Genomic DNA, 21,392 nt, shown 5'->3' on the forward strand with positions numbered 1-21,392 from the left:
AATAGGATAAGTAGAAAGAAGGAAATTCTAATGTGGGTATTATTTGCATTTGGTTCAGCATTTTTTGCTGGAATTACAGCTATTTTAGCTAAGATCGGAATAAAAAAAACAGATTCTAATCTGGCAACTGCAATCAGGACTATTGCTATATTAATTTTTTCATGGCTCATAGTTCTTATTGTTGGTTCCAAAAATACGATTTATCAAATAAGTGGACAAAGTTTACTTTTTTTGATATTGTCAGGACTGGCAACAGGAGCTTCATGGCTTTGTTATTTTAAGGCCCTTCAGCTTGGGAATGTAAATAAAGTAACACCAATAGATAAATCAAGTACAGTATTAACTATGATTTTAGCTTTTATCTTATTAGGGGAAAAGATTACTTGGATAAAATTCATTGGTATGTGTGCTATAGGAATAGGCACATATATGATGATAACTAAGAAGGAAGTGAAAAACAAAGAAATTGTAGATAGCAGATGGTTATTTTATGCTGCGCTGTCAGCGGTGTTTGCAAGTTTAACTTCAATTCTTGGAAAAGTGGGAATCAGTGGAGTTGAATCAAATTTAGGAACTGCAATCAGAACCATTGTTGTATTAATTATGGCGTGGGCAGTAGTTTTTGTTTCGAAAAAACAAAATGAAATTAAAAATATTGATAAAAGGAGCTGCTTGTTTATTTGTGTTTCAGGAATTACAACAGGAGCTTCGTGGCTTTGCTATTACAGAGCGCTGCAAAAAGGTCTTGCAAGCGTAGTTGTACCTATAGATAAATTGAGTATTGTTATTTCAATTGTATTTTCATATTTTATTTTAAAAGAAAAACTTACGAAAAGGTCATTTTGGGGATTAATAATAATTGTAATAGGTACTTTAGTACTCTTGATAAAATAGTTTACATTTGTGAAGATAGATTTACATATCCTTTTGGTACAATAATTGAGATTTGTAGTATAATTATGTATTAGAAATGCTTAGGGTATAAATTTTAATAAAAATACTTATGGAAAAAGGTGATTACATGCTTAAGATAGGTTCACATGTTTCAATGAATGGAAAAGATATGCTTTTAGGTTCTGTAAAAGAAGCTCTTTCTTATGGTGCAAATACTTTTATGTTTTATACAGGAGCACCTCAAAATACTTCTAGAAAACCTTTAGAAAAGCTTAGAATTGATGAAGCAATAGAAAAGATGAATGAAAATGGTATTGATGAAATAGTAGTTCATGCTCCTTATATAATAAATATTGGAAATAGTATAAAGCCTGCTACTTTTGAACTTGGAGTGAATTTCTTAAGACAAGAAATAGAGAGGTCTTCTGCTATAAAAAAAGTAAAACAGCTTGTGCTGCATCCTGGTGCCCATGTAGGGGCAGGTACGGAAGTTGGAATAGCACAGATTGTAAATGGATTAAATGAAGTTATAACTGGAGATCAAACTGTACAGATAGCTCTTGAAACGATGGCAGGAAAGGGATCGGAATGTGGAAGAAATTTTGAGGAAATTGCAAAAATAATAGATGGAGTAAAATACAACGAAAAAATTACAGTTTGCCTTGACACCTGCCATATTAACGATGCCGGATATAATGTAGCAGAGGATTTTGACGGGATATTGAATGAGTTTGATCATATAGTAGGTATAGATAGATTAAAAGTAATTCACTTAAATGACAGTAAAAATCCTAAAGGGAGTAGAAAAGACAGGCATGAAATGATTGGATTTGGCAGCATTGGATTTGATGCACTTTCTTATGTAGCAAATCATGAAGATTTAAAAGATGTTCCTAAAATTTTAGAAACACCTTATTTAGCAAATACTGAAGGTGAAAAAAGACCTCCCTATAAATATGAAATCGCTATGCTTAAAGCTAAAAAGTTTAATGAAAATATTAAACAAGATATATTTACAAATTGATAATATAATTCTCCCCTAAATAAATTATCACATATATGGGAAAAATATATGTATTATATGTTATAATTTATATATTACAATAATTCTATTATTTACTATTTTATATCATTTTTGTATATAAACTAAAGTATGGAAATATAAATTTAGGGGAGATATTTTATGAATGAAAAAAAGAGATTTAGTATTACAAGATATACTATTCTTATAGCAATTATGATAATTGTTTTTTCCACAATAATCATAAGGCTTTTTTTTCTTCAGGTAGTGCAAGGAAATGAGTACAAGGAGAAGGCAAGTAATAAATCTATAAAAGAAATTTCAGATATAGCTCCAAGGGGAAAAATTTTAGATTCTAAGGGCAATATTTTAGCTGCTAGCACTCAGGGATATATGTTGATATATAACCAAACTGATAATCAGGATAAAGTTTTTTTCAGTACTATGAATAAGGTATTTAAAATATTGGACGACAGTGGTGAAAGTCAGCGGGATGATTTTGAACTAAAGGTGAATCCTTATAGATTTGAATTTAGAAGTGATGATGAGAATACAAGAAAAAATCTTGAAATTAAGTTCAAAAGAGATCGGGGATTAAATGAGGATTTAGAAAAAAACATTAAGAAAAAAAGTAAGAATATATCTGATGATGAACTTAAAGTACAGGTTAATAAAGAACTTTTGAATATGTCTCCAGAGGATACCTTCAAAAAGCTTATGAAGCGATATGGTATAAGTAGTACTTATCCTCTCGAACAACAGAGAAGACTCATGATTATAAAAGACACTTTAAAAATGAATAGCTTTTCAGGATATAAACCTGTTATTGTGGCTAGCAATATAAAAAAAGAAACTGCCTTTAAATTTTTGCAAATATTAAATGAACTCCCAGGAATGGATGTGACCACAGAACCTATAAGATCTTATCCAAATGGAGATTTAGGATCCAACTTTTTAGGGTATATATCAAAAATATCTTCTAGTTATGAAAAATATACAGAAAGAGGATATGATGTAAATAGTGATTACATAGGGCAAGCAGGAATTGAAGGAGCCCTTGAGGACAGACTAAAAGGGTCAAAAGGTGGAAGAATAGTAAAGCTGAATAAAAATGGGAAAATAACTGAAGAACTTGGGAAAAAGGAATCGTGTCCCGGACAGACAGTACAGCTTACTATAGATACAAATGTGCAAAAAGCTGCAGAAAATTCCCTTGAAAGTACTTTGGCAGGTCTTAGGAGTCATCCTTATGAGCAGCAAGGATCAAATACCTCAAATGCCACAAGAGGAGCAGCTGTAGCAGTAAATGTAAATACGGGAGCAATAGTGGCAATGGCTCAAGTACCAAGATATGATCCAAATTTGTTTACGGTACCAGGAAATTTAAGTTCAGAAATGTACAATAAATATTTCAATCCCAATCTAGAACAATTTGGGAAAAATTATATTGAAACACGAGGAATTACATCTAATTATCCAGGGGAAAGTGAGGATGAAGTGTTAAATGAACTTTTCCCAATTGATAAAAGCATAAAAAACAATACTACTATGAGAAAAGATGTATATGATATATATCCAAAACCTTTTTATAATTATGCCACTCAATCTCTTATTCCTCCAGGTTCTACTTTTAAACCCATAACTGCCATTGCAGGTCTTGAAACTGCAGTTATAACTCCAGATTTTACCGTAGATGATCAAGGGAAATTTGATCAGGGAGGAAAAATAGTAGAGTTTAAGTCGGATGGTCCTCAAGGCGTTGTAAATCTTATAAGTGCCATAGAGAAATCCAGTAACCCTTATTTTATGACAGTGGCAGAAAAGCTTAGAAATGTGTTCGGAGATAATATTCTGGCAAAATATGCATGGAAGTTCGGATTGGGTATAGATCCAAACAGCAATGTTAAAGCTGCTACGGGAATAGAAATATCAGAAAAGTTTGGGCAGGTATATAATACTGTGTCGAATAAAACTGCTTATGCTAGTACTTATCTTTGGAAAACTATGTCTGTACTTAAAAATGGGCAAGATGACTACGGACACAAGATTGTTACAGTAGATTTATATGATAACGATAATGATTCAAAAGAAACAACACAAATTAAAAATAATATTAAAAATCTTATAAAAGATTGTATAAAAAATGGAACTAGTTCTTTTGACAAATCAAAATACAAGGAATTATTTTCAGAACTTACATCAAAGGATGATAATAATAAAAAGGATATAAGTGACAGCCAAATGAATAGTCTAATCAGTGCAATATATAGTATTACTATTTCAGATGCCAATGCACAACTAAAAGTACCTGCAAATATAGAAAATGCTGCTATAGGTCAAGGATTAAATCAATTTACACCTCTTCAAATAGTGAATTATATTGCAACTCTTGCAAATGGAGGTACTAGATATAAACTCCACTTGGTAGATCAATATCTAGATACAGATGGAAAAGTAATTGAAAAAATCAAGCCAGAGGTTATGAAAAAAACTGGTGTCAGTGCTGCAAATTTGGAATCTGTTAAAGAAGGAATGAATGCCGTTAATGAAAATGGTACAGCATCCAGTGTATTTAAAGGATTCCCAATAAGTGCAGCAGGTAAAACAGGTACTGCTCAAAGTCTTGGTAATCAAGAACAAGTTGGAAGAACCGACTATGCAGAGTATGTAGGATTTGCTCCTAGTGATAAACCAGAAATAGCAGTATGTGTGGTTTTATTCGATGGTGGGCACGGAGGGGTTGGTGCAGCTTCTGTAGCCAAAGATATTTATTCTTCATACTTTAATATAAGTAATAAAATTAAATGAATATTCATTGCTCAGTACTATATTCCACTGTTTGAATAGTATACTTAAATGCTCCTTTAGGTTTAACAAAAAATTGTGATTATTATCTCTTAGATAAGGAAAGTATATTAGTTATTAGAAGCTATTGAATTAGAGAAAATTAATTGTAATGAGCAAGTTTTTGATGAACAGTTAAGAGGAGATGTAGTGTAAATTGAGAGATGATTATAGGAATCTATTTAAATTCATAATAAAGGCATATTATAGTGGGAATTTTGAAGAAGAAGTAATGTCATTTTTATTAGAGTCTAAAATGGATAAACAGGAATTGTGTAAGATTATATCTACATTGTGCGGCACTAATGTAGATTACAGCTCTAACTTTATAGAAAATTTGAAAAAAGCAATAAAGTCTTATAAACAAGATGGTAAAGTAGTCAATAAAGTTAAAGACTGTTCCATGGAATGTGTGGATGAAAAAGGTGAGGTACTATGTCAAAAAACATGCCCTTTTGATGCAATTTTTATAGACAATAAGAAAAATTGTGCTTACATAGATAAAGAAAAATGTACCGATTGTGGTTTTTGTGTAGATGTTTGTCCTACTGGGGGAATAATGGATAAAGTTCAGTTCATTCCTCTTGCTGATATTTTAAAAAGCAAATCTCCAGTTGTGGCTATAGTGGCTCCTGCCATAATAGGACAGTTTGGGGATGATGTTACTATGGATCAACTTAGGACTGCTTTAAAAAAACTGGGATTTACTGATATGATTGAAGTGGCATTTTTTGCAGATATGCTTACTTTAAAGGAGTCTATTGAATTTGACAATCATGTAAAAGATGAAAAAGATTTTATGATAACCTCCTGCTGCTGTCCTATGTGGGTGGCTATGGTAAAAAAGGTATACAGCAATTTGGTTAAACACGTATCTCCCTCTGTATCTCCGATGGTTGCAGGAGGAAGAGTGCTTAAAAAGTTAAACCCTTACTGCAAGGTAGTGTTTATAGGCCCATGTATTGCTAAAAAATCTGAGGCAAAGGAAGAAGACATAAAAGGAGCAATAGATTTTGTACTTACTTTTGAAGAATTAAGAGATATATTCGATGCTTTTCATATAGTTCCATCTAAACTTGAAGGAGATTTTTCCTCTAAATATGCGTCTAGAGGTGGAAGATTATATGCCCGTACAGGTGGAGTTTCTATTGCAGTAAGCGAAGCTGTGGAAAGAATTTTTCCTGAAAAGCATAAACTATTTAGTGCAATTCAGGCAAATGGCATTAGAGAATGTAAAGAAATGCTTACCAAGGTGCAAAATGGAGAAATAAAAGCTAATTTTATTGAAGGAATGGGCTGCATTGGTGGATGTGTAGGTGGTCCCAAAGCAATTGTACTTAAGGATGAGGGTAGGGATCGAGTAAATAAATTTGCACAAGATTCTGAAATAAAAGTTGCTGTAGATAGTGAATGTATGCATGGAGTATTACATGCTTTGGATATACATTCTATAGATGATTTTAAGGATGAGAAAAAAATAGAACTGTTAGAACGAGAATTTTAATTTGAAATTATAAGAAGCAAATAAGTTGATTTATTTGCTTCTTAACAAATTATCTATACTATTAAAGTTATACCCCTTTTTATTAAGTACTTCTACCATCTGGTGCAGTGGTGAATTGCTTGAATAAGTGTAAGTTGGGTATCCATTTTTCTCTGTTGAAAGATTTATATAGTCAAACTCAATGTAGGGGTGGTAGAATAAACTTGCAACCGTACTGTCGCTTATTTCCCTTATTTTGTTCAACATATTTCTGCAATCACTTTTACCATCTACATATCCTAAGGGAGTTGGAATGTAAACAGCTTTTCTATGACTGTTTTCAAACTTTACAATATGTTTGGATTCTGTAAAACCTCCATTTATTGAATAAGGTTCATACATATAGTTGAAGGACTTTTCTATTGCTGTCATTTGTTCGGGTAGTATGGCATAATGGGGTGCTTCAAAAAAATCACAATTTATATCCAATGCTTTTGCTGTCTGTATAGCCTTACTAATTCTATCCTTAGCATATTCAGCACTTGCTGGAATGTTATCTTTCTTACTTCGGTGAAATTCTATTGCGTCAATGCTTTTGGTATTTCCATATTGATGGGTGTATCCATGAAGTCCTAAAATACCATTTTTATTTATCATGTAATCCAGTGTAAATACAAAATCAGCATTAAACATATTATTTTTCTCCAATAAATTGTTGTCTATATTCATGGAAGGATCAACATATCTTGGAACCCAGGCAACGTAAAATATTGTTCCTTTAGCATATAAATAATCAGTTACTATCCGCAATTTTTCCAAGGTTTCATGGGAGTTGTAAAGTCCTCCTGCAGAAACGTCCTCTAATCTTAGTAAAGCTGCTTTTTTCTTTATAGGGGTAGTACTTAAGGTAACTATATCCTTATTTTTGTAAAAGCAAATTTCTGAACTTTTTTCATTCCAATAAGTTTTTAAGTTAAACATATTGGTAAAATCAAATAGGGATATATATAAAATGTTTTGTTTTAAAAATACTTTGTGCCTTAACTTATGTGTTGTTCCATTTATTTTATAAGTAGTCCCTTTAGTATCAATAAGAGAACGTGTTGAGAGAAAATTTAATTCAGCTTTTCCATGTTTTATTGAAAATTTTCCATTTAAATTAGATACTATTTCATTTACAGGTATGTAATATATGTTGCTTTTTACACCTATAGGTAAGTCAATCTTAATTTTTTTGTTTTCATAAACTAAGTTTATAGGTGCTTTTTTTAAGTCGAAGCTGTCTAATGAAAAATTTTTATAGCTGGAGCTGCCTTTTACGCTAATTATACTGTCTTTAAAAATTATCGTACCCAATAATGTAAAAACAGTAAGTGCAATTATAATTGTTAATATAATAAATTTACGGCTTCTAATAATATCACTTCTTTCAAAAATCATACTTTAATACTATTTATTATATTGCTTTTATAGAAATATATGTATTAAGTTAAATTTAACTTATGTGGTGCAAATTACATAAGAATTAAATACAGGTCTATTCAGGTGAGTGAAATAATTTTATGTTATAATATAGTAAAATTTAGAGCTCATAGTAAATGTAAGTAAATGGTCAAAAAACATCATAAGTAGCCAATTACTTATGATGTTTTTGATGAAAGGTTTGGAGGAGAATTAATGAGAATTTTACATACTTCTGATTGGCATTTGGGAAAAAATCTAGAGGGACATAGTCGTATGGATGAACAGGAGGCTTTCCTCAAAGATTTTGTACATATAGTTTCGGAGAACAATGTGGATTTAATAATTATTGCAGGAGACATTTATGATAGTCCTAATCCACCTGCAAGAGCGGAAAAAATGTTTTATAATACGCTAAAAAAACTGTCTTCAAATGGGGAGAGAGTGACTTTGGTTATAGCAGGTAATCATGATAATCCTGACAGGTTAGTAGCAGCAGGACCTTTAGCCAGAGATCATGGAATTATAATGGTAGGGACACCAAAATCTGTAGTGCCTATAGGAAATTATGGTAGACATACAGTTGTGAATTCAGGAGAAGGATTTATTGAAATTCATATAAATGAAGAAAAAGCTGTCATACTTACAGTTCCTTTTCCAAGTGAAAAGAGGCTAAATGAAGTTTTGTACGGAGATATGGATGAGGAAGAGGAAAGGGCTAAGTCCTATGGTGATAGAATAAAGGCGTTGTTTAGTAAATTAAGTGAAAATTATAGAGAGGATACTATAAATATAGTAGTATCTCATTTATTTACTATGGGTAGTGAAGAATCAGGTTCAGAGAGAAATGCCCAGCTTGGAGGAAGCTTTATTGTAGATTCAAGCTGTTTTCCTCAAAATGCCCAGTATATTGCACTTGGTCATGTACATAAACCTCAAATAGTGCCAGCTACGGAAAAGAGGGCTAGGTATTCGGGATCTCCTTTAGAATACAATAAAAAAGAAATTAATTTTAAAAAGAAATGCTTTATTATAGATGTAAAAGCAGGAGAAAAGTGTACAGTAAAGGATATAGAATTTAAAACATATAAGCCCATAGAGGTATGGAAATGTAAAAGTATTCAGGATGCAATAGAAAAATGTGAAGAAAACAAAGATAGAAATTGCTGGGTCTATTTGGAGATAACTACGGACAGGTATATAAGAGAAGATGAAATAAAAATAATGAAAACTACTAAGAAAGATATAATTGAAATTATGCCTAAAATAGTTGAAAAAAGCAATGAAAATTTTGATATAAATAGTTTTTCACAGAAATCCCTTAAGGATATTTTTAAAGAGTTTTATTTAAAAGAGAGAAAAGTAGAACCTCAGGAAGAATTAGTTAACATGTTATTGTCTGTTATGGAAGGTGACGAAAATAATGAAGCCAATTAAACTTAAAATAAAAGGATTAAACAGTTTTATAGAATCACAGTGTATAGATTTTGGAAAGTTGACCCAAAGAGGCTTGTTTGGAATATTTGGACCTACGGGAAGTGGAAAATCCACCATACTTGATGGTATGACTCTGGCCTTATACGGTGAAACATCCAGAAAAAGTTCAAATTACATCAATATAAATTGTAATACTTTAAGTATTAGTTTTGAGTTCCAGATATCCGGAAGAAATGTAAAAAAGTATAGAGTTGAAAGAGAATTTAAAAGAGACAATAAAACAGGCAGCCCTAGAAGCAAGTTAGCTAAAATAGTGGATGTTACAGATGATGAGGAAAAGATATTAGAAGAAGGGGCTAGAAATGTAACTGAAAAATGTGAGGATATTATTGGGCTTAGGTTAGAAGACTTTACAAGAACTGTAGTTTTACCTCAGGGAAAATTTAATGAATTTTTAAGGCTTGAGGGAAAAGACAGAAGAAATATGCTTGAAAGACTTTTTAACCTTCAAGAATATGGTTATGAGCTTTCTGAAAAATTATCAAAGAAAATTGGCAGGGAAAAAGATAAGGCAAATTTAATTGAAGGCGAGTTAAAGGGATATGAAAATATAAATGAGAAAGTTTTGGAAGATAAGAAAAAGGCACTTTGCGAATTAAATAAAAATTATGATAAGTGTCAAAGTGAACTAGTTGATTCACAAAATAAATTTAACGATGGAAAAGAACTGTGGAATCTTCAAGAAGAGTTAAAACGTCAAGTTATAGAGCAGGAGAAACTTAAGAAAAATGAAGTATACATAAATGAAATCCAGCAAAAAGTTTTATTAGGGGAAAGTGCAGCAAAAGTAAAACCTTATATTGATGAATATGAAAATACACTTTCAAAAATTAAAAGTATAGAAAAAGAGCTTTTGATTTTAAATGATACTATGAAATCTATAAAAAATAATAAAGATGAAATAGAGAGTAAATTAGAGAATGCCAAAAATAAAAGAAATAATGAATTACCTGATTTAAAAATAAAGGAACAAAAGGCTATTGAGGCAATAGAAGAAAAGTCAGCTTTAAATATATTACTTCATGATAAAGAAAAATTAGAAAAAAATATTGCAATTTTAAAACAAGATTTGCAAGCTAACAGTGGGACTATAGAAAAAAGTGAAGTAGATATTAGTAGGATAAACTGTCAGATAAAAGATAGTGAAAATAAAATGCAGGCTTTGAAAATTCCCGAAGAGTATAAGAAAAAGATTAATGAAGGCATAGTGATTTTGAACAACATTGAAAGTATTGCTGAACAGAAAAAAAGTACAGCTAGGGATATTGAAAATTTGAAATCAAGTATTGAAACTGAAGAAAAGAAAAGTGAACTACTAGCTAAAAAAAATAATGAAAAATCCGATTTATTAGAAGACAATAATAAGTTATTGAATAATTTAATAGAGAACTGTCCTGGGGATCAAAACTCACTTTTAACTTTGCAGAAAAATTTAACAGATGCAAGAGACAAATGGAGTAAATATTATGAATATGAAGGTGATTTACGCAGCAGCACTACTTTAATAGAAAAGCTTAAAATTGAGCTTCAAGACAAGAAAAGTGAAAAAGGTAATTTGGAAAATGAAATTGAAGAAATAGATAAAAAAGTAAAAAAGATTGAAGCTGAAAATTTGGCACATACGTTGAGGAAATCCTTAGCAGAAGGAGAGCCCTGTCCTGTATGTGGATCAGTTCATCATGTTGTAGAAAATGTTATAATTTTAGATTCAAGTAATTTGAAAGAACTAAAACTTGATTTGGATGCAAAAATTCAAAAAAGTAATAAACTAAATAATGAAATAGTGAAAATAGATACGAATATTAAAGTACAAAAAGAAAATATAGCAGACAGACAGAAAAAAATAAAAGAATTAGGTGAGAATTTTAAAGCATTTCCTTTAAAAGATGTTGAAAGTAAGTTTAACAATTTAAAGAAAGCTGTGGATGAATTTAATAATAAAAAAATAACTCTGGAAAATAAGATTAAAATTTTAAATCAAGATAAAAATGTCATAGAAATTGAATACAGTAAATCAGTTACGAGGAAATTAGAAAACAAGGCTCAACTTCAAAAGTTACAGGAAAATTTTCAGAAAATAGACCATAAGTGTGCAAAAATAAATAGTGAATATGAATTATTGAAACAAGAACTTGGTATCTGTAATTTTAAAGAAAAGAATGAGGAAATCCTTGAAAAGGAGAAAAGTAGAACACTACTTGAAAATGTTATAAAAAATCTAAGAAAAGATTTGGAAATTGAGCAAAGAAAAAAAGAGAGCTTAAATGAAAAATTAATGACTTTACAGACGCAGTTAAGTAAAAACAGTGCTACCTTCGTAGAAAAAAATAAAAACATAATGGAAAAAGAAAATAGTATAAAAGATAAGGGTTGTGGTAGGAAAGACTTAGAAAATTTAAAAAGAGAAATATCAGGTAACATAAAAAAAATAGAGTATGAATATGAGGAAACAGAAAAAAACAGTAAAAAAATAGAAAAGCAGTATAATGAATGCAGCAGCAGCATAATAGCAGCTCAGAAAAATTTAGTTAGCCTAAATGAGAGATGTACAGATGATCTGGTAAATTTAAGAAAGGCTTTATCGGAAGAAAAAATTGAAAATATGGTTGAGGCTAAAAATAACTATATGTCTAAAGATAAAATTGAGGAACTTAAGATTAAAATAGAACAATATAGAAATGCAAGTGTTAAAATAATTGGTACCATAGAAAACCTTAATACAAAAATAGGTGACAGGAGTTTAAGTGAAGACAGATGGATTGAAATACAAAGTACTAGAGATAAAAATACTGAAACTTTAGAAAAGTTAAAAAAAGACAAAATAGAACTTGAAAGGGAAGTCAAGAATATAGACGAAAAAATAGGTCAGCTTACAAAACTTTTAAATAAAAAACAGAAACTAGAACATGAATTAAGTCTTTTAGATGATCTGGATAAATTGTTCAAAGGTAAAAAATTTGTGGAATTTGTAGCCCAGAATCAGCTGAAATATATATCCATAGAAGCAGACAAGAGGTTGAAGGAGATTACCTGTGGAAATTATGGATTGGAAGTTGATAAGGATGGCAGATTCATTATAAGGGATTATAAAAATGGTGGAGCACAAAGAGATGCATCTACTTTATCTGGAGGAGAGACTTTTGTAACATCACTGGCACTGGCACTAGCACTATCCGCCCAAATACAATTAAAGGGAAGTGCGCCGCTAGAACTATTCTTCCTGGATGAAGGTTTTGGAACTCTTGATGATAACCTCCTGGAAGTGGTTATGGATTCACTGGAGAAAATTCATAATGATAGGCTGTCCATAGGTATAATAAGTCATCTTGAATCAATTAAAGATAGGATGCCTGTAAAGCTTATAGTTGCTCCTGCAGAGGCAGGAATGGGTGGAAGTAAAGTTAAAATAGAAATAAATTAATTATGAAATCATTGGAATTATTTATTGACATTGATTTAAACTTATAGTAAACTCGTGTTTAAAGATAAAAGCAATGACAGGACTAGTAGATATGTTAAATATTTTAAAGAGAGTGGGACAAGGTGAAATCTCATAAATATACATATCTAAGATCACCCTGGAGCTGTAGGCTGAACATATTGTAAGCTGATCCGGCTTGTATAGGCCGTTATATGAATCAAGTAGAAATTGGGTGGTACCGCGACAGACTTTTTCGCCCCAGCGAAAGAGAGCTGTTTTTTTTATACACCAAAAGGATAGGTTAAAGGTGTAGTAGATATTGCTTTATTTGTCACCTTTACATTGATAACGCGGTGAAGCTTTGTTCGATATAAGTATGACAGCATATCAGTTAATTTAAAAAAATTTACAGAAGGGATGGAGACTTGGTAATGAATATTGTAGTTTTAATTAAACAGGTTCCTGATATGGAAAAAGTAAAATTTGACAGGGAAAAGGGAGTAGTGGATCGTAAATCTGCAGGTGTAGAGATCAATCCGTTTGATCTAAATGCACTGGAAGCAGCAGTACAAATAAGTGAAAAAATTGATGCTAAGGTTACAGTAGTAAGCATGGGACCTCCAAGTGCAGACCAGGCATTAAGGGAATGCATCGCAAGAGGTGCTAATGAAGGAATTCTTATAAGTGATGTAAAATTTGGAGGGTCAGATACTAAGGCTACATCATCTATACTTGCAAGTGCAATAAAAAAAATAGGCAGCTGTGATTTGGTGATTGCTGGAGAAAAAACTGTGGATGGAGATACAGGTCAGGTTGGACCTGAAGTTGCAGAATTTTTGAATGTACCTCATGCAAGTTATGTAAGTAAGATTACAGATGCAAGTGATGATAAAATTGAAGTTTGTTCTGAAATATGGGAAGGAACTTATTTAAAGAGTGTAAAGTTACCAGCTTTAATTACAGTTACTAAAGATATAAATGAACCAAGGCTTCCGAGCTTTAAAAATAAAATGAAAGCTAGAAAAGCAGAAATACAGACTTTAAAGTTTGAAGATTTAAAGGAATATACAGATGTTGATAAAGTTGGCTTTAAGGGATCACCTACAAAGGTTAAAAAGATAGAAGTACCAAAAATACAGAAAAGACAAGGAAAAATCTATAGAGAAGCAGATGCAGCTAAGGCAGAAGATGAACTTTTAGATATATTTAGAAAAAAGAAAATTTTGGAGGCATAATGATATGGGAAAGGAATATAATGGAGTTTTAGTATTTGCAGAACAGAAAAAAGGGGAAATCCATAAAGTAAGTTATGAACTTCTTGGAAAAGCTAGGGAACTTGCAGGTAAGTTAGATATACCTGTGTACAGTGCACTTTTAGCACCTTGTGGTATTAAAGCTGAGGAACTTATATACAGAGGTGCAGATAAGGTATTTTATGTTGAGGATGATATATTTAATGCACCGGAAGAGACAGTTTATAAAACTAATCTGGAAAGTTTGATTAAGAAAATTAAACCTGAAATTTGTTTAATAGGCGCAACAAGTCTTGGGAGATCACTGGCACCCAGGCTTGCAGCTTCTCTTGAAACAGGGCTTACAGCAGATTGTACAGGCCTTGAAATAGATGAAGATGGAAAGCTTATACAAATAAGACCTGCCTTTAGTGAGAATATATTGGCACATATAAAGTCAGACACGTATCCACAAATGTCTACAGTAAGATATAAGGAATTTAATGAAAGCAAGAGAGATGAAAATAGAAAAGGTGAAATTGTGAAAGTAGATGCAATTAAGCCTGAAAATGAACTTGTAAAAGTTATAAAAGAATTGAAATCCCAGGAAGTAAACATCTCTGATGCAAGTGTTGTAGTTGCAGCAGGCAAAGGATTAAAGAAGGCAGAAGATATGGCTATGATAAAAGAACTTGCTGACTTACTTTCTGGTGTAGTAGGAGCTAGTAGGGAGATAGTTGATGATGGCTTTATATCTAAGGACTTCCAGGTAGGATACAGTGGAAACAGGGTAAAACCTAAATTATATATAGCTTGTGGAATTTCAGGGGCTCCACAGCATTTGGCAGGAATGAAGGAATCAGACTTTATTGTTGCAATTAATACAGATCCGTCAGCTCCGATATTTAATGTAGCTGACTACGGAATAGTAGATGATATGTACAAGGTATTACCTGATTTAATTAGTAAAATAAAGCAGGTAAGTTTAGAAGTTGTAGATTGTTAGAATAAAAAAAGGGGGCATTAAAAATGAATACTGATTTAATAAAAAATTCACCAGAAAAAGTAGTTGAAAGTTTAAGGAAAGTTGTAGGAGATGATTGGGTTACTAATGATTTATCTCAAATGCAGGGTTATCTTTATGATGAGACCGAAACATTACTTCGTCCAGAAGCATGTAAAGATTGTGTGGTAGTTAAACCAGCTTCACCTGAGGAAATATCAGAAGTGTTAAAGTATGTAAATAAGGAAGTATTGCCTGTAATCGTCAGGGGCGGCGGTACAGGAGTAGTTGCTGGAGCGATACCAACACAGCCAAGCATTATTTTATCCTTGGAGAGACTAAATAAGGTTGTTGAATTTGACGAAAAGAATCTTATGATTACTTTAGAATCTGGAGCAACATTATCTCAACTACTTGAAGAACTAAATAAGAATGGCAAATTATTTTTTCCTGTACATCCGGGAGATGAAGGTGCACAAGTGGGAGGCATGGTTGCAGCAAATGCAGGTGGTACAAGGGCTGTAAAGCATGGAATTATGAGAAATCATGTTAAAGCGTTGGAAGTGGTTCTTGCAACAGGAGAGATAATTACTTTAGGTGGTAAATTACTAAAGAATAACATGGGTTATGATTTACTTCAGCTTATGATAGGAAGTGAAGGAACCCTTGGAATTATTACAAAAGTAACACTTAGATTATATGCAAGAAGTAAATGCAATGGAACATTACTGGTTTCATTTAATAGCCAAAGAGATGCCTGTGATGCAGTACCTGAAATACTGCAAGAGGGAATCACACCTCTTGCCATTGAATACATGGATAGAGTAATATCTGAAAAGGCAGCAGAGCAGCTTGGAACTACCTGGCCTGCAGCTAAAGGCTCTGTAGATTTGATGTTCATATTAGATGAATGTAGTGAAGATGATTTGTATTCTAATAGTGAAAAAGTTGTAGAAATATGTGAAAAACATGGTTCTGTAGATAGCATTGTAGCGGAAACTGAAAAGGATCAGAGGCATCTTTTGCAGATAAGAAGCAATGCATATGGCCCTTATAAAGATAATATAGCAGATATTATGGATGTAGCTGTACCACCGTCTTCTGTACCTGATTTCTTTGATGATGTAAAAAGGTTGACTAAAGAGTATGGCAATGAAATTGTATCTCTTGGCCATATAGGAGATGGAAATATTCACAACTTTATCATGGGTGACAATGGCAAACTCCCTGCTAATTATGAGCAGCTTAAAGAAGAGATATACAAGACTGCAATAAAGTATGGTGGAACAATAACAGCAGAGCATGGTACAGGAAAGACTAGAAAGAAGCATATGCCTCTTCAATTTAGTCAGGCTGAAATAAATATCATGGAGAATATCAAAAGAGCTTTTGACCCAAATAGTATTTTGAGTCCTGGAAATATAGTGGATTAGAAGTTATATCAATTTCTAATAAGAGTCTGTGTTAGCTCATTATGTGCTGTGAGTAGCACAGGCTTTTTGAATATTAAATTTCCAGTATAACGTTGAAAAAGGAGATGTGTGTAGTATGAAAACCATAAAAAATATATCTGCCATTGGATTAGGAGCTATTGGATGTGCCTACACCAGTAAATTGTATGATTTTAATCCAGAAGGAATAAAATTTATAGCTGGAGAAGAAAGAGCTGAAAGGTACAAAAAAAGTGGATTTATAATTAACGGGAAAAAGTATAATTTTACGTATATAGATCCAAAGGAAAAATGCCAGCCAGCAGATTTGATTATTGTCTCCGTAAAGTCAAATCAGTTAACTCAAGCTATTTGTGATATGAGAAACCATGTAGGAGAAAATACTATCATAATTTCTCTCATGAATGGCATTACTAGTGAGAAAATTATAGGAAAAGAATATGGAATGGATAAGATGCTTTATGCCTTATGCATTGGCATTGATGGAAATCGTAAGGAAAACAATATCAGTTTTTCTAATATTGGAAACATAACCTTTGGAGAAAAGGTAAATAAAATTTATTCAGAAAAAGTACAGAAAGTAAAGACTCTCTTTGACAATGCAAAAATTCCTTATAAAATTCCAGAAGACATGATGCGTGCTCTGTGGTATAAGTTTATGGTAAATGTAGGTATAAATCAAACCTCAGCAGTTCTTAGGGCAACTTATGGTGTATTTCAAACTAAAAATGAGGCTAAAGAACTTATGGAATCTGCAATGTGGGAAGTGGTAAAATTATCACAAAAAGTAGGAGTTAATTTAAGCAAAAATGATATAGAAGAATGGCAAAAAGTGTTGAATACTCTAGGACGTGACAGCAGGACCTCAATGTGTCAGGATATTGTATATGGCAGAAAAACTGAAGTTGATATATTTGCAGGTACTGTTTGTAAGTTAGGAGAGAAATATGGTGTAGATACTCCTGTTAACAGGACACTTTTAAATATAATAAAGTTAATTGAATAGGTGAGTTTTATAGCATTTTAAGGGTATATTTTTTTACGCTTTTTTAAAAAATGGGTAAATATTATCATTATAGCATTGTTATACCAATTAGTTTATTGTAAAATAGAATAGGATTCAGTTTCAAGTAAAATTCATTGAAGTTTAGGGGGAAATTGAGGGGGTTTTAGTGTGAATAAAAGTCCTATAACTGTTTTAAAAGAAAAATGTACAGGTTGCAATAAGTGTATAAGAACTTGTCCTATTCTTGGTGCAAATGTTACAATAACTGAAAATGGTGTAAGTAAGGTTTACATAGATGAGGAAAGATGTATTGGGTGCGGTGAATGTGTAAAGGTTTGCGAACATGGGGCTAGAGATTTTAAAGATAGTACTGAAAACTTTTTTAAGGATTTGAAAAAGGGTAAAAAAGTAACAGTAATAGCTGCACCATCTATTATAGTTAATATTAAAAATTACAAGAAATTTTTTGGATATCTTAAATCTTTGGGAGTATCTATAATTTATGATGTTTCTTTTGGTGCAGATATTACTACCTGGGCTTATCTAAAAGCAATGAAGGAGAATAATATTTCTTCTTTAATATCGCAGCCCTGTCCTATCGTGGTTAATTATATTGAAAAATATAAGCCCGAATTAATAGAATATTTAGCGCCTATACACAGTCCTATGATGTGTACTGCTGTTTATTTGAAAAAATATAAGCGTATATGTGAAGATATAGCTTTTCTGTCACCTTGTATTGGCAAGTTAATTGAAATAAATGATAAGAATACAGATGGGTATGTGAAATATAATGTAACCTATAAAAAGATTTTAGATTATTTGAGAGATAATAATGTTAATTTGAACAATTACGATGAAGTTGAATTTGATAATGTTCCTGCTTCTCTGGGGGTTGTTTATAGTTTACCAGGCGGATTAAAAGCAAATGTAAAAGCTAGGACTGAAGAATTACATGTTCTTCAAGTAGAGGGACATAAAGAGGCAATCGAGTATTTGAATAAGTATTCTGATAGAGTTAAAGCTAATAAGCTTCTACCTAGTTTACTGGATATTTTAAATTGCAAAAATGGATGCAATATAGGTACAGCTTCCTTAAATAATTTAACGGAATATGATATTCAATATAGGTTTCATAATATGAAGATGGAAAAGTTAAAGGAAAAAACTGGTTTACTTAAGAAAAAAATCAAATCAATAGACGAGTACTTTGATAAAAATCTTAATTTAAACGATTTCGTAAGAAAGTATACTGCACAGAAGGTTAAAAAAATAATTGAACCTACTCAAAAAGATTATGACAACATATTTAATGAGATGATGAAAACTACAACTTTAGGAAAAGAATTTAACTGTTCTGCTTGTGGATATACTACTTGCAAGGAAATGGTAAAGATGATTTTTAATGGTATAAATTCTAAGGAAAATTGTATTTATTATGTGAAGAAAAAAATCAATATGGAATATAGCGAACTGGAAGAAAAAAATAAAGAGGTGAAAGAGTCTATAAACAAAATAACTGTACTAGCTGAGGAAAGACAACGAAAATCAGATGAAATAATTAAATTTGCAAATACTCTATTGGCAGCTATAAATGAAGTAAGTAAAGGAAATGAGGAAAGTGCATCCGCAATTCAAGATATAGTAGAAGAATTAAAGTCAATAATGGATATATCAAGTAAGTTAAAGGAAAATATTCATCAGATAAACGAAAAATTAGGTAAATTCACGGATTCATCAGATAGTATTGTGGCTATTTCAGAGCAGACTAATTTACTTTCGCTAAATGCCGCAATAGAAGCAGCACGGGCAAATGAACATGGAAAAGGTTTTGCAGTAGTAGCAGATGAAGTAAAAAAGCTAGCAGAGCAATCTAAAACTACTGCACAATCTACTAAAAATGAAGAAAATGCAATGATGCAATCTATTTTAAAGGTTATTGAAGTATCTGATTTACTCCAGAGTAAAATGGATAATATAAATAACGATATATTAACTATATCGGAAACTATCCAAGAGATAAGTGCTAAGAGTCAGGAGATAGTCTCTAGCTCTGAAAAGTTAATAAATAGTGAGTCACATTAATTTAATTGAAGCCATCGTAAAAACTGAGTTATACCATATATAACTCAGTTTTTTGCTGACCAAATTAGGAAGTATAAGACAAGTGAGTTGACCTTAATTGAAAAAGGATATATTATGTAATATGACGTTTATGATATTACTGTAAAATTTTATATTAATAACTATACTTACGTGTACCACAGCTGCAATTTTGGACAAAAGCTGTCATCTTTTGCATTAGCGGATGCACTTGGTAAATTTAAAGATGAAGATGGTGGGATGAACAGATGGTAATATTAAATGCAATTGGAAGTGTGCTTAGCATAGTAATTATGATATGTACAGGATATGTGCTTACAAAATTTAAATGGCTTAATGAGAACATATCAAAAGTATTTTCAAAATTAGTGTGCAATGTAGCCCTTCCTTGCCTTATGATTTCTAATTTAATGGGTAACTTTACAAGAGATAAATTAGATCATATAGGGAAAGGGCTTATTATACCAGTTTTATCTATGGCTATAGGTTATATACTAGCTATATTGATTTCTAAGATGATAAAGGTGAAAAAGGAGAGAATTGGTACATTTCGGTCTATGTTTTTTGTATCTAACTCCATATTTATTGGACTGCCTATAAATTTGGCATTGTTCGGTTCAAAAAGTGTTCCCTATGTGCTTTTATACTATATAGCAAATACTACTTTTTTTTGGACAATAGGTGCTTATGGAATAAGCTCAGATGGACAAGCTGATAAAAAAACAAGTATTTTTTCAAAGGAAACTTTAAATAGAATATTTTCTCCTCCACTTATGGGATTTATAATAGCAATGATATTTATATTTTGTGGAATAAAACTTCCTAAGTTTGTTATGGATACCTGTAAATACTTTGGAGATATGACAACACCACTTTCTATGTTGTTTATAGGAATAACAATTTACTATGTGGATATAAAGAAAATAAAGATGAGTAAAGATATATTTTTTGTTCTAATAGGAAGGTTCATTATATCACCAGTTTTAATAATATTTCTGGCAGGTTTCTTCCCTATACCTGAGCTTATGAAAAAAGTGTTTATAATACAAGCTGCTATGCCGGTAATGACGAATACTTCTATAGTGGCAAAGGCATATGGTGCTGATTATGAATATGCAGCAGTGGTTACATCATTGACAACGGCCTTAAGTTTACTAGTTATTCCTATATATATGGCTATAATATAGTTGAAAATTGATAATTTAATTTGAAATGATTATATAATACACTTATTTCTAAATTTAATAAAATTATACACTACTAAATAATAAAGTAAACACTTAAAAACAAATTAAAATACAATTGTAGTTTTATAGTTATAGGATAAACAGAGTTCTTGGAATCAGGTGGAGGTTTAATTCCATCTGATACTTGGAAACTGTCATCCAGAGACGCAGCTACTTTTTATTTCTACTTGGACAAGTGGAAATATTAGAACAGGTAGTCATCGGATAAAAAAGATAAATATGAAAATACATTAGTATTAAATTTTAATATTTAAATTACATATACACACTAAATTTTTTTGATTAAATAAATTTAAAAACAAATAAACTTAAAATAGAGTATAAAAAAAACAGACATACACCCCAATGGGGCGAAGGTCTGTCGCTGTACCACCCAAATTATTACTCGTATATATAACGGCTGTGCCGGCATAACTTACTTTATATAAAGTTCAGTTTGCAACTTAGGAGTGATTTTCAACAACTGTAGCTTATGGGTTCGCACCAAATCCCCATTCTCTGAAAGCATATTTTTGCTTACTCTTCTCCGTCATCGTTTTTTTATTTGCACTAACTATACTATAAAAAAATATGTATGTCAACAATTTTTTTGAAATATATAATTAACTATATAAAGAAATTTTAAATAAAAAATCAAGGTACAAGCTAAATATTTTTACAATCTTCAGCTTGGTTAAATATTTTGATAAGCCTAAACAATAAATTCTAAAAAGCTAAAAGTTTAAATTC

At 31.4% G+C, this 21,392-nt stretch carries 13 protein-coding genes and 2 other annotated features; of the genes, 12 read left to right on the top strand and 1 reads right to left on the bottom strand.

Annotation, left to right across the window (positions count from 1 at the left end; genetic code table 11):
- The first annotated feature begins 30 nt into the window (after positions 1-30).
- The 4 genes from CLCOS_RS01485 to CLCOS_RS01500 all read left to right on the top strand — a co-directional run bounded on the left by CLCOS_RS01485 (position 31) and on the right by CLCOS_RS01500 (position 6,263).
- Positions 31-894, top strand: coding sequence for an EamA family transporter (locus tag CLCOS_RS01485; RefSeq protein WP_063599961.1), 864 nt, complete (start codon positions 31-33; stop codon positions 892-894).
- A 127-nt stretch (positions 895-1,021) separates the two neighbouring features.
- The gene (locus tag CLCOS_RS01490; protein WP_013238681.1) at positions 1,022-1,918 is read left to right on the top strand and encodes a deoxyribonuclease IV; all 897 of its coding nucleotides are present in this window, start codon (positions 1,022-1,024) and stop codon (positions 1,916-1,918) included.
- A gap of 159 nt (positions 1,919-2,077) precedes the next feature.
- The gene (locus tag CLCOS_RS01495) at positions 2,078-4,723 is read left to right on the top strand and encodes a penicillin-binding transpeptidase domain-containing protein (RefSeq protein WP_063599960.1); all 2,646 of its coding nucleotides are present in this window, start codon (positions 2,078-2,080) and stop codon (positions 4,721-4,723) included.
- Positions 4,724-4,916: 193 nt separating this feature from the next.
- Complete coding sequence (locus CLCOS_RS01500) at positions 4,917-6,263, top strand: [Fe-Fe] hydrogenase large subunit C-terminal domain-containing protein (RefSeq protein WP_063599959.1); 1,347 nt, start codon at positions 4,917-4,919, stop codon at positions 6,261-6,263.
- Positions 6,264-6,293: 30 nt separating this feature from the next.
- Here the strand turns inward: CLCOS_RS01500 and CLCOS_RS01505 are convergent, their stop codons facing one another.
- The gene (locus CLCOS_RS01505) at positions 6,294-7,682 is read right to left on the bottom strand and encodes a DUF2334 domain-containing protein (RefSeq protein ID WP_063599958.1); all 1,389 of its coding nucleotides are present in this window, start codon (positions 7,680-7,682) and stop codon (positions 6,294-6,296) included.
- Positions 7,683-7,919: 237 nt separating this feature from the next.
- On the opposite strand from CLCOS_RS01505, the gene CLCOS_RS01510 reads away from it, so the two are divergent.
- The 8 genes from CLCOS_RS01510 (at position 7,920) to CLCOS_RS01545 (ending at position 20,603) form a co-directional block, all read left to right on the top strand.
- Complete coding sequence (locus tag CLCOS_RS01510) at positions 7,920-9,140, top strand: exonuclease SbcCD subunit D (protein ID WP_063599957.1); 1,221 nt, start codon at positions 7,920-7,922, stop codon at positions 9,138-9,140.
- Positions 9,127-12,621: an AAA family ATPase gene (locus tag CLCOS_RS01515; RefSeq protein WP_063599956.1), complete on the top strand. Its 3,495-nt coding sequence runs from the start codon at positions 9,127-9,129 to the stop codon at positions 12,619-12,621. Before CLCOS_RS01510 ends, CLCOS_RS01515 begins: the two co-directional genes overlap by 14 nt.
- A 64-nt stretch (positions 12,622-12,685) precedes the next feature.
- Positions 12,686-12,885 (top strand) — a binding site (T-box leader).
- A 167-nt stretch (positions 12,886-13,052) separates the two neighbouring features.
- Positions 13,053-13,856 (top strand): electron transfer flavoprotein subunit beta/FixA family protein, encoded by an 804-nt coding sequence (locus CLCOS_RS01520; RefSeq protein ID WP_063599955.1) that lies wholly within the window; start codon positions 13,053-13,055, stop codon positions 13,854-13,856.
- A gap of 4 nt (positions 13,857-13,860) precedes the next feature.
- Complete coding sequence (locus CLCOS_RS01525) at positions 13,861-14,859, top strand: electron transfer flavoprotein subunit alpha/FixB family protein (RefSeq protein ID WP_063599954.1); 999 nt, start codon at positions 13,861-13,863, stop codon at positions 14,857-14,859.
- 23 nt (positions 14,860-14,882) lie between these two features.
- Positions 14,883-16,289 carry an FAD-binding oxidoreductase gene (locus CLCOS_RS01530; RefSeq protein ID WP_063599953.1) on the top strand — a complete coding sequence of 469 codons (1,407 nt, stop codon included), beginning with the start codon at positions 14,883-14,885 and terminating at the stop codon, positions 16,287-16,289.
- Positions 16,290-16,404: 115 nt separating this feature from the next.
- Positions 16,405-17,313, top strand: coding sequence for a ketopantoate reductase family protein (locus CLCOS_RS01535; protein WP_063599952.1), 909 nt, complete (start codon positions 16,405-16,407; stop codon positions 17,311-17,313).
- A 168-nt stretch (positions 17,314-17,481) separates the two neighbouring features.
- Positions 17,482-19,398 (top strand): [Fe-Fe] hydrogenase large subunit C-terminal domain-containing protein, encoded by a 1,917-nt coding sequence (locus tag CLCOS_RS01540; protein WP_063557203.1) that lies wholly within the window; start codon positions 17,482-17,484, stop codon positions 19,396-19,398.
- Between the two features lie 266 nt (positions 19,399-19,664).
- Positions 19,665-20,603 (top strand): AEC family transporter, encoded by a 939-nt coding sequence (locus CLCOS_RS01545; RefSeq protein WP_063599951.1) that lies wholly within the window; start codon positions 19,665-19,667, stop codon positions 20,601-20,603.
- A 403-nt stretch (positions 20,604-21,006) separates the two neighbouring features.
- Positions 21,007-21,205 (bottom strand) — a binding site (T-box leader).
- Positions 21,206-21,392 lie beyond the last annotated feature (187 nt).

The sequence above is a fragment of the Clostridium coskatii genome (assembly GCF_001675205.1).
Classification (GTDB): Bacteria; Bacillota; Clostridia; order Clostridiales; family Clostridiaceae; genus Clostridium_B; species Clostridium_B ljungdahlii.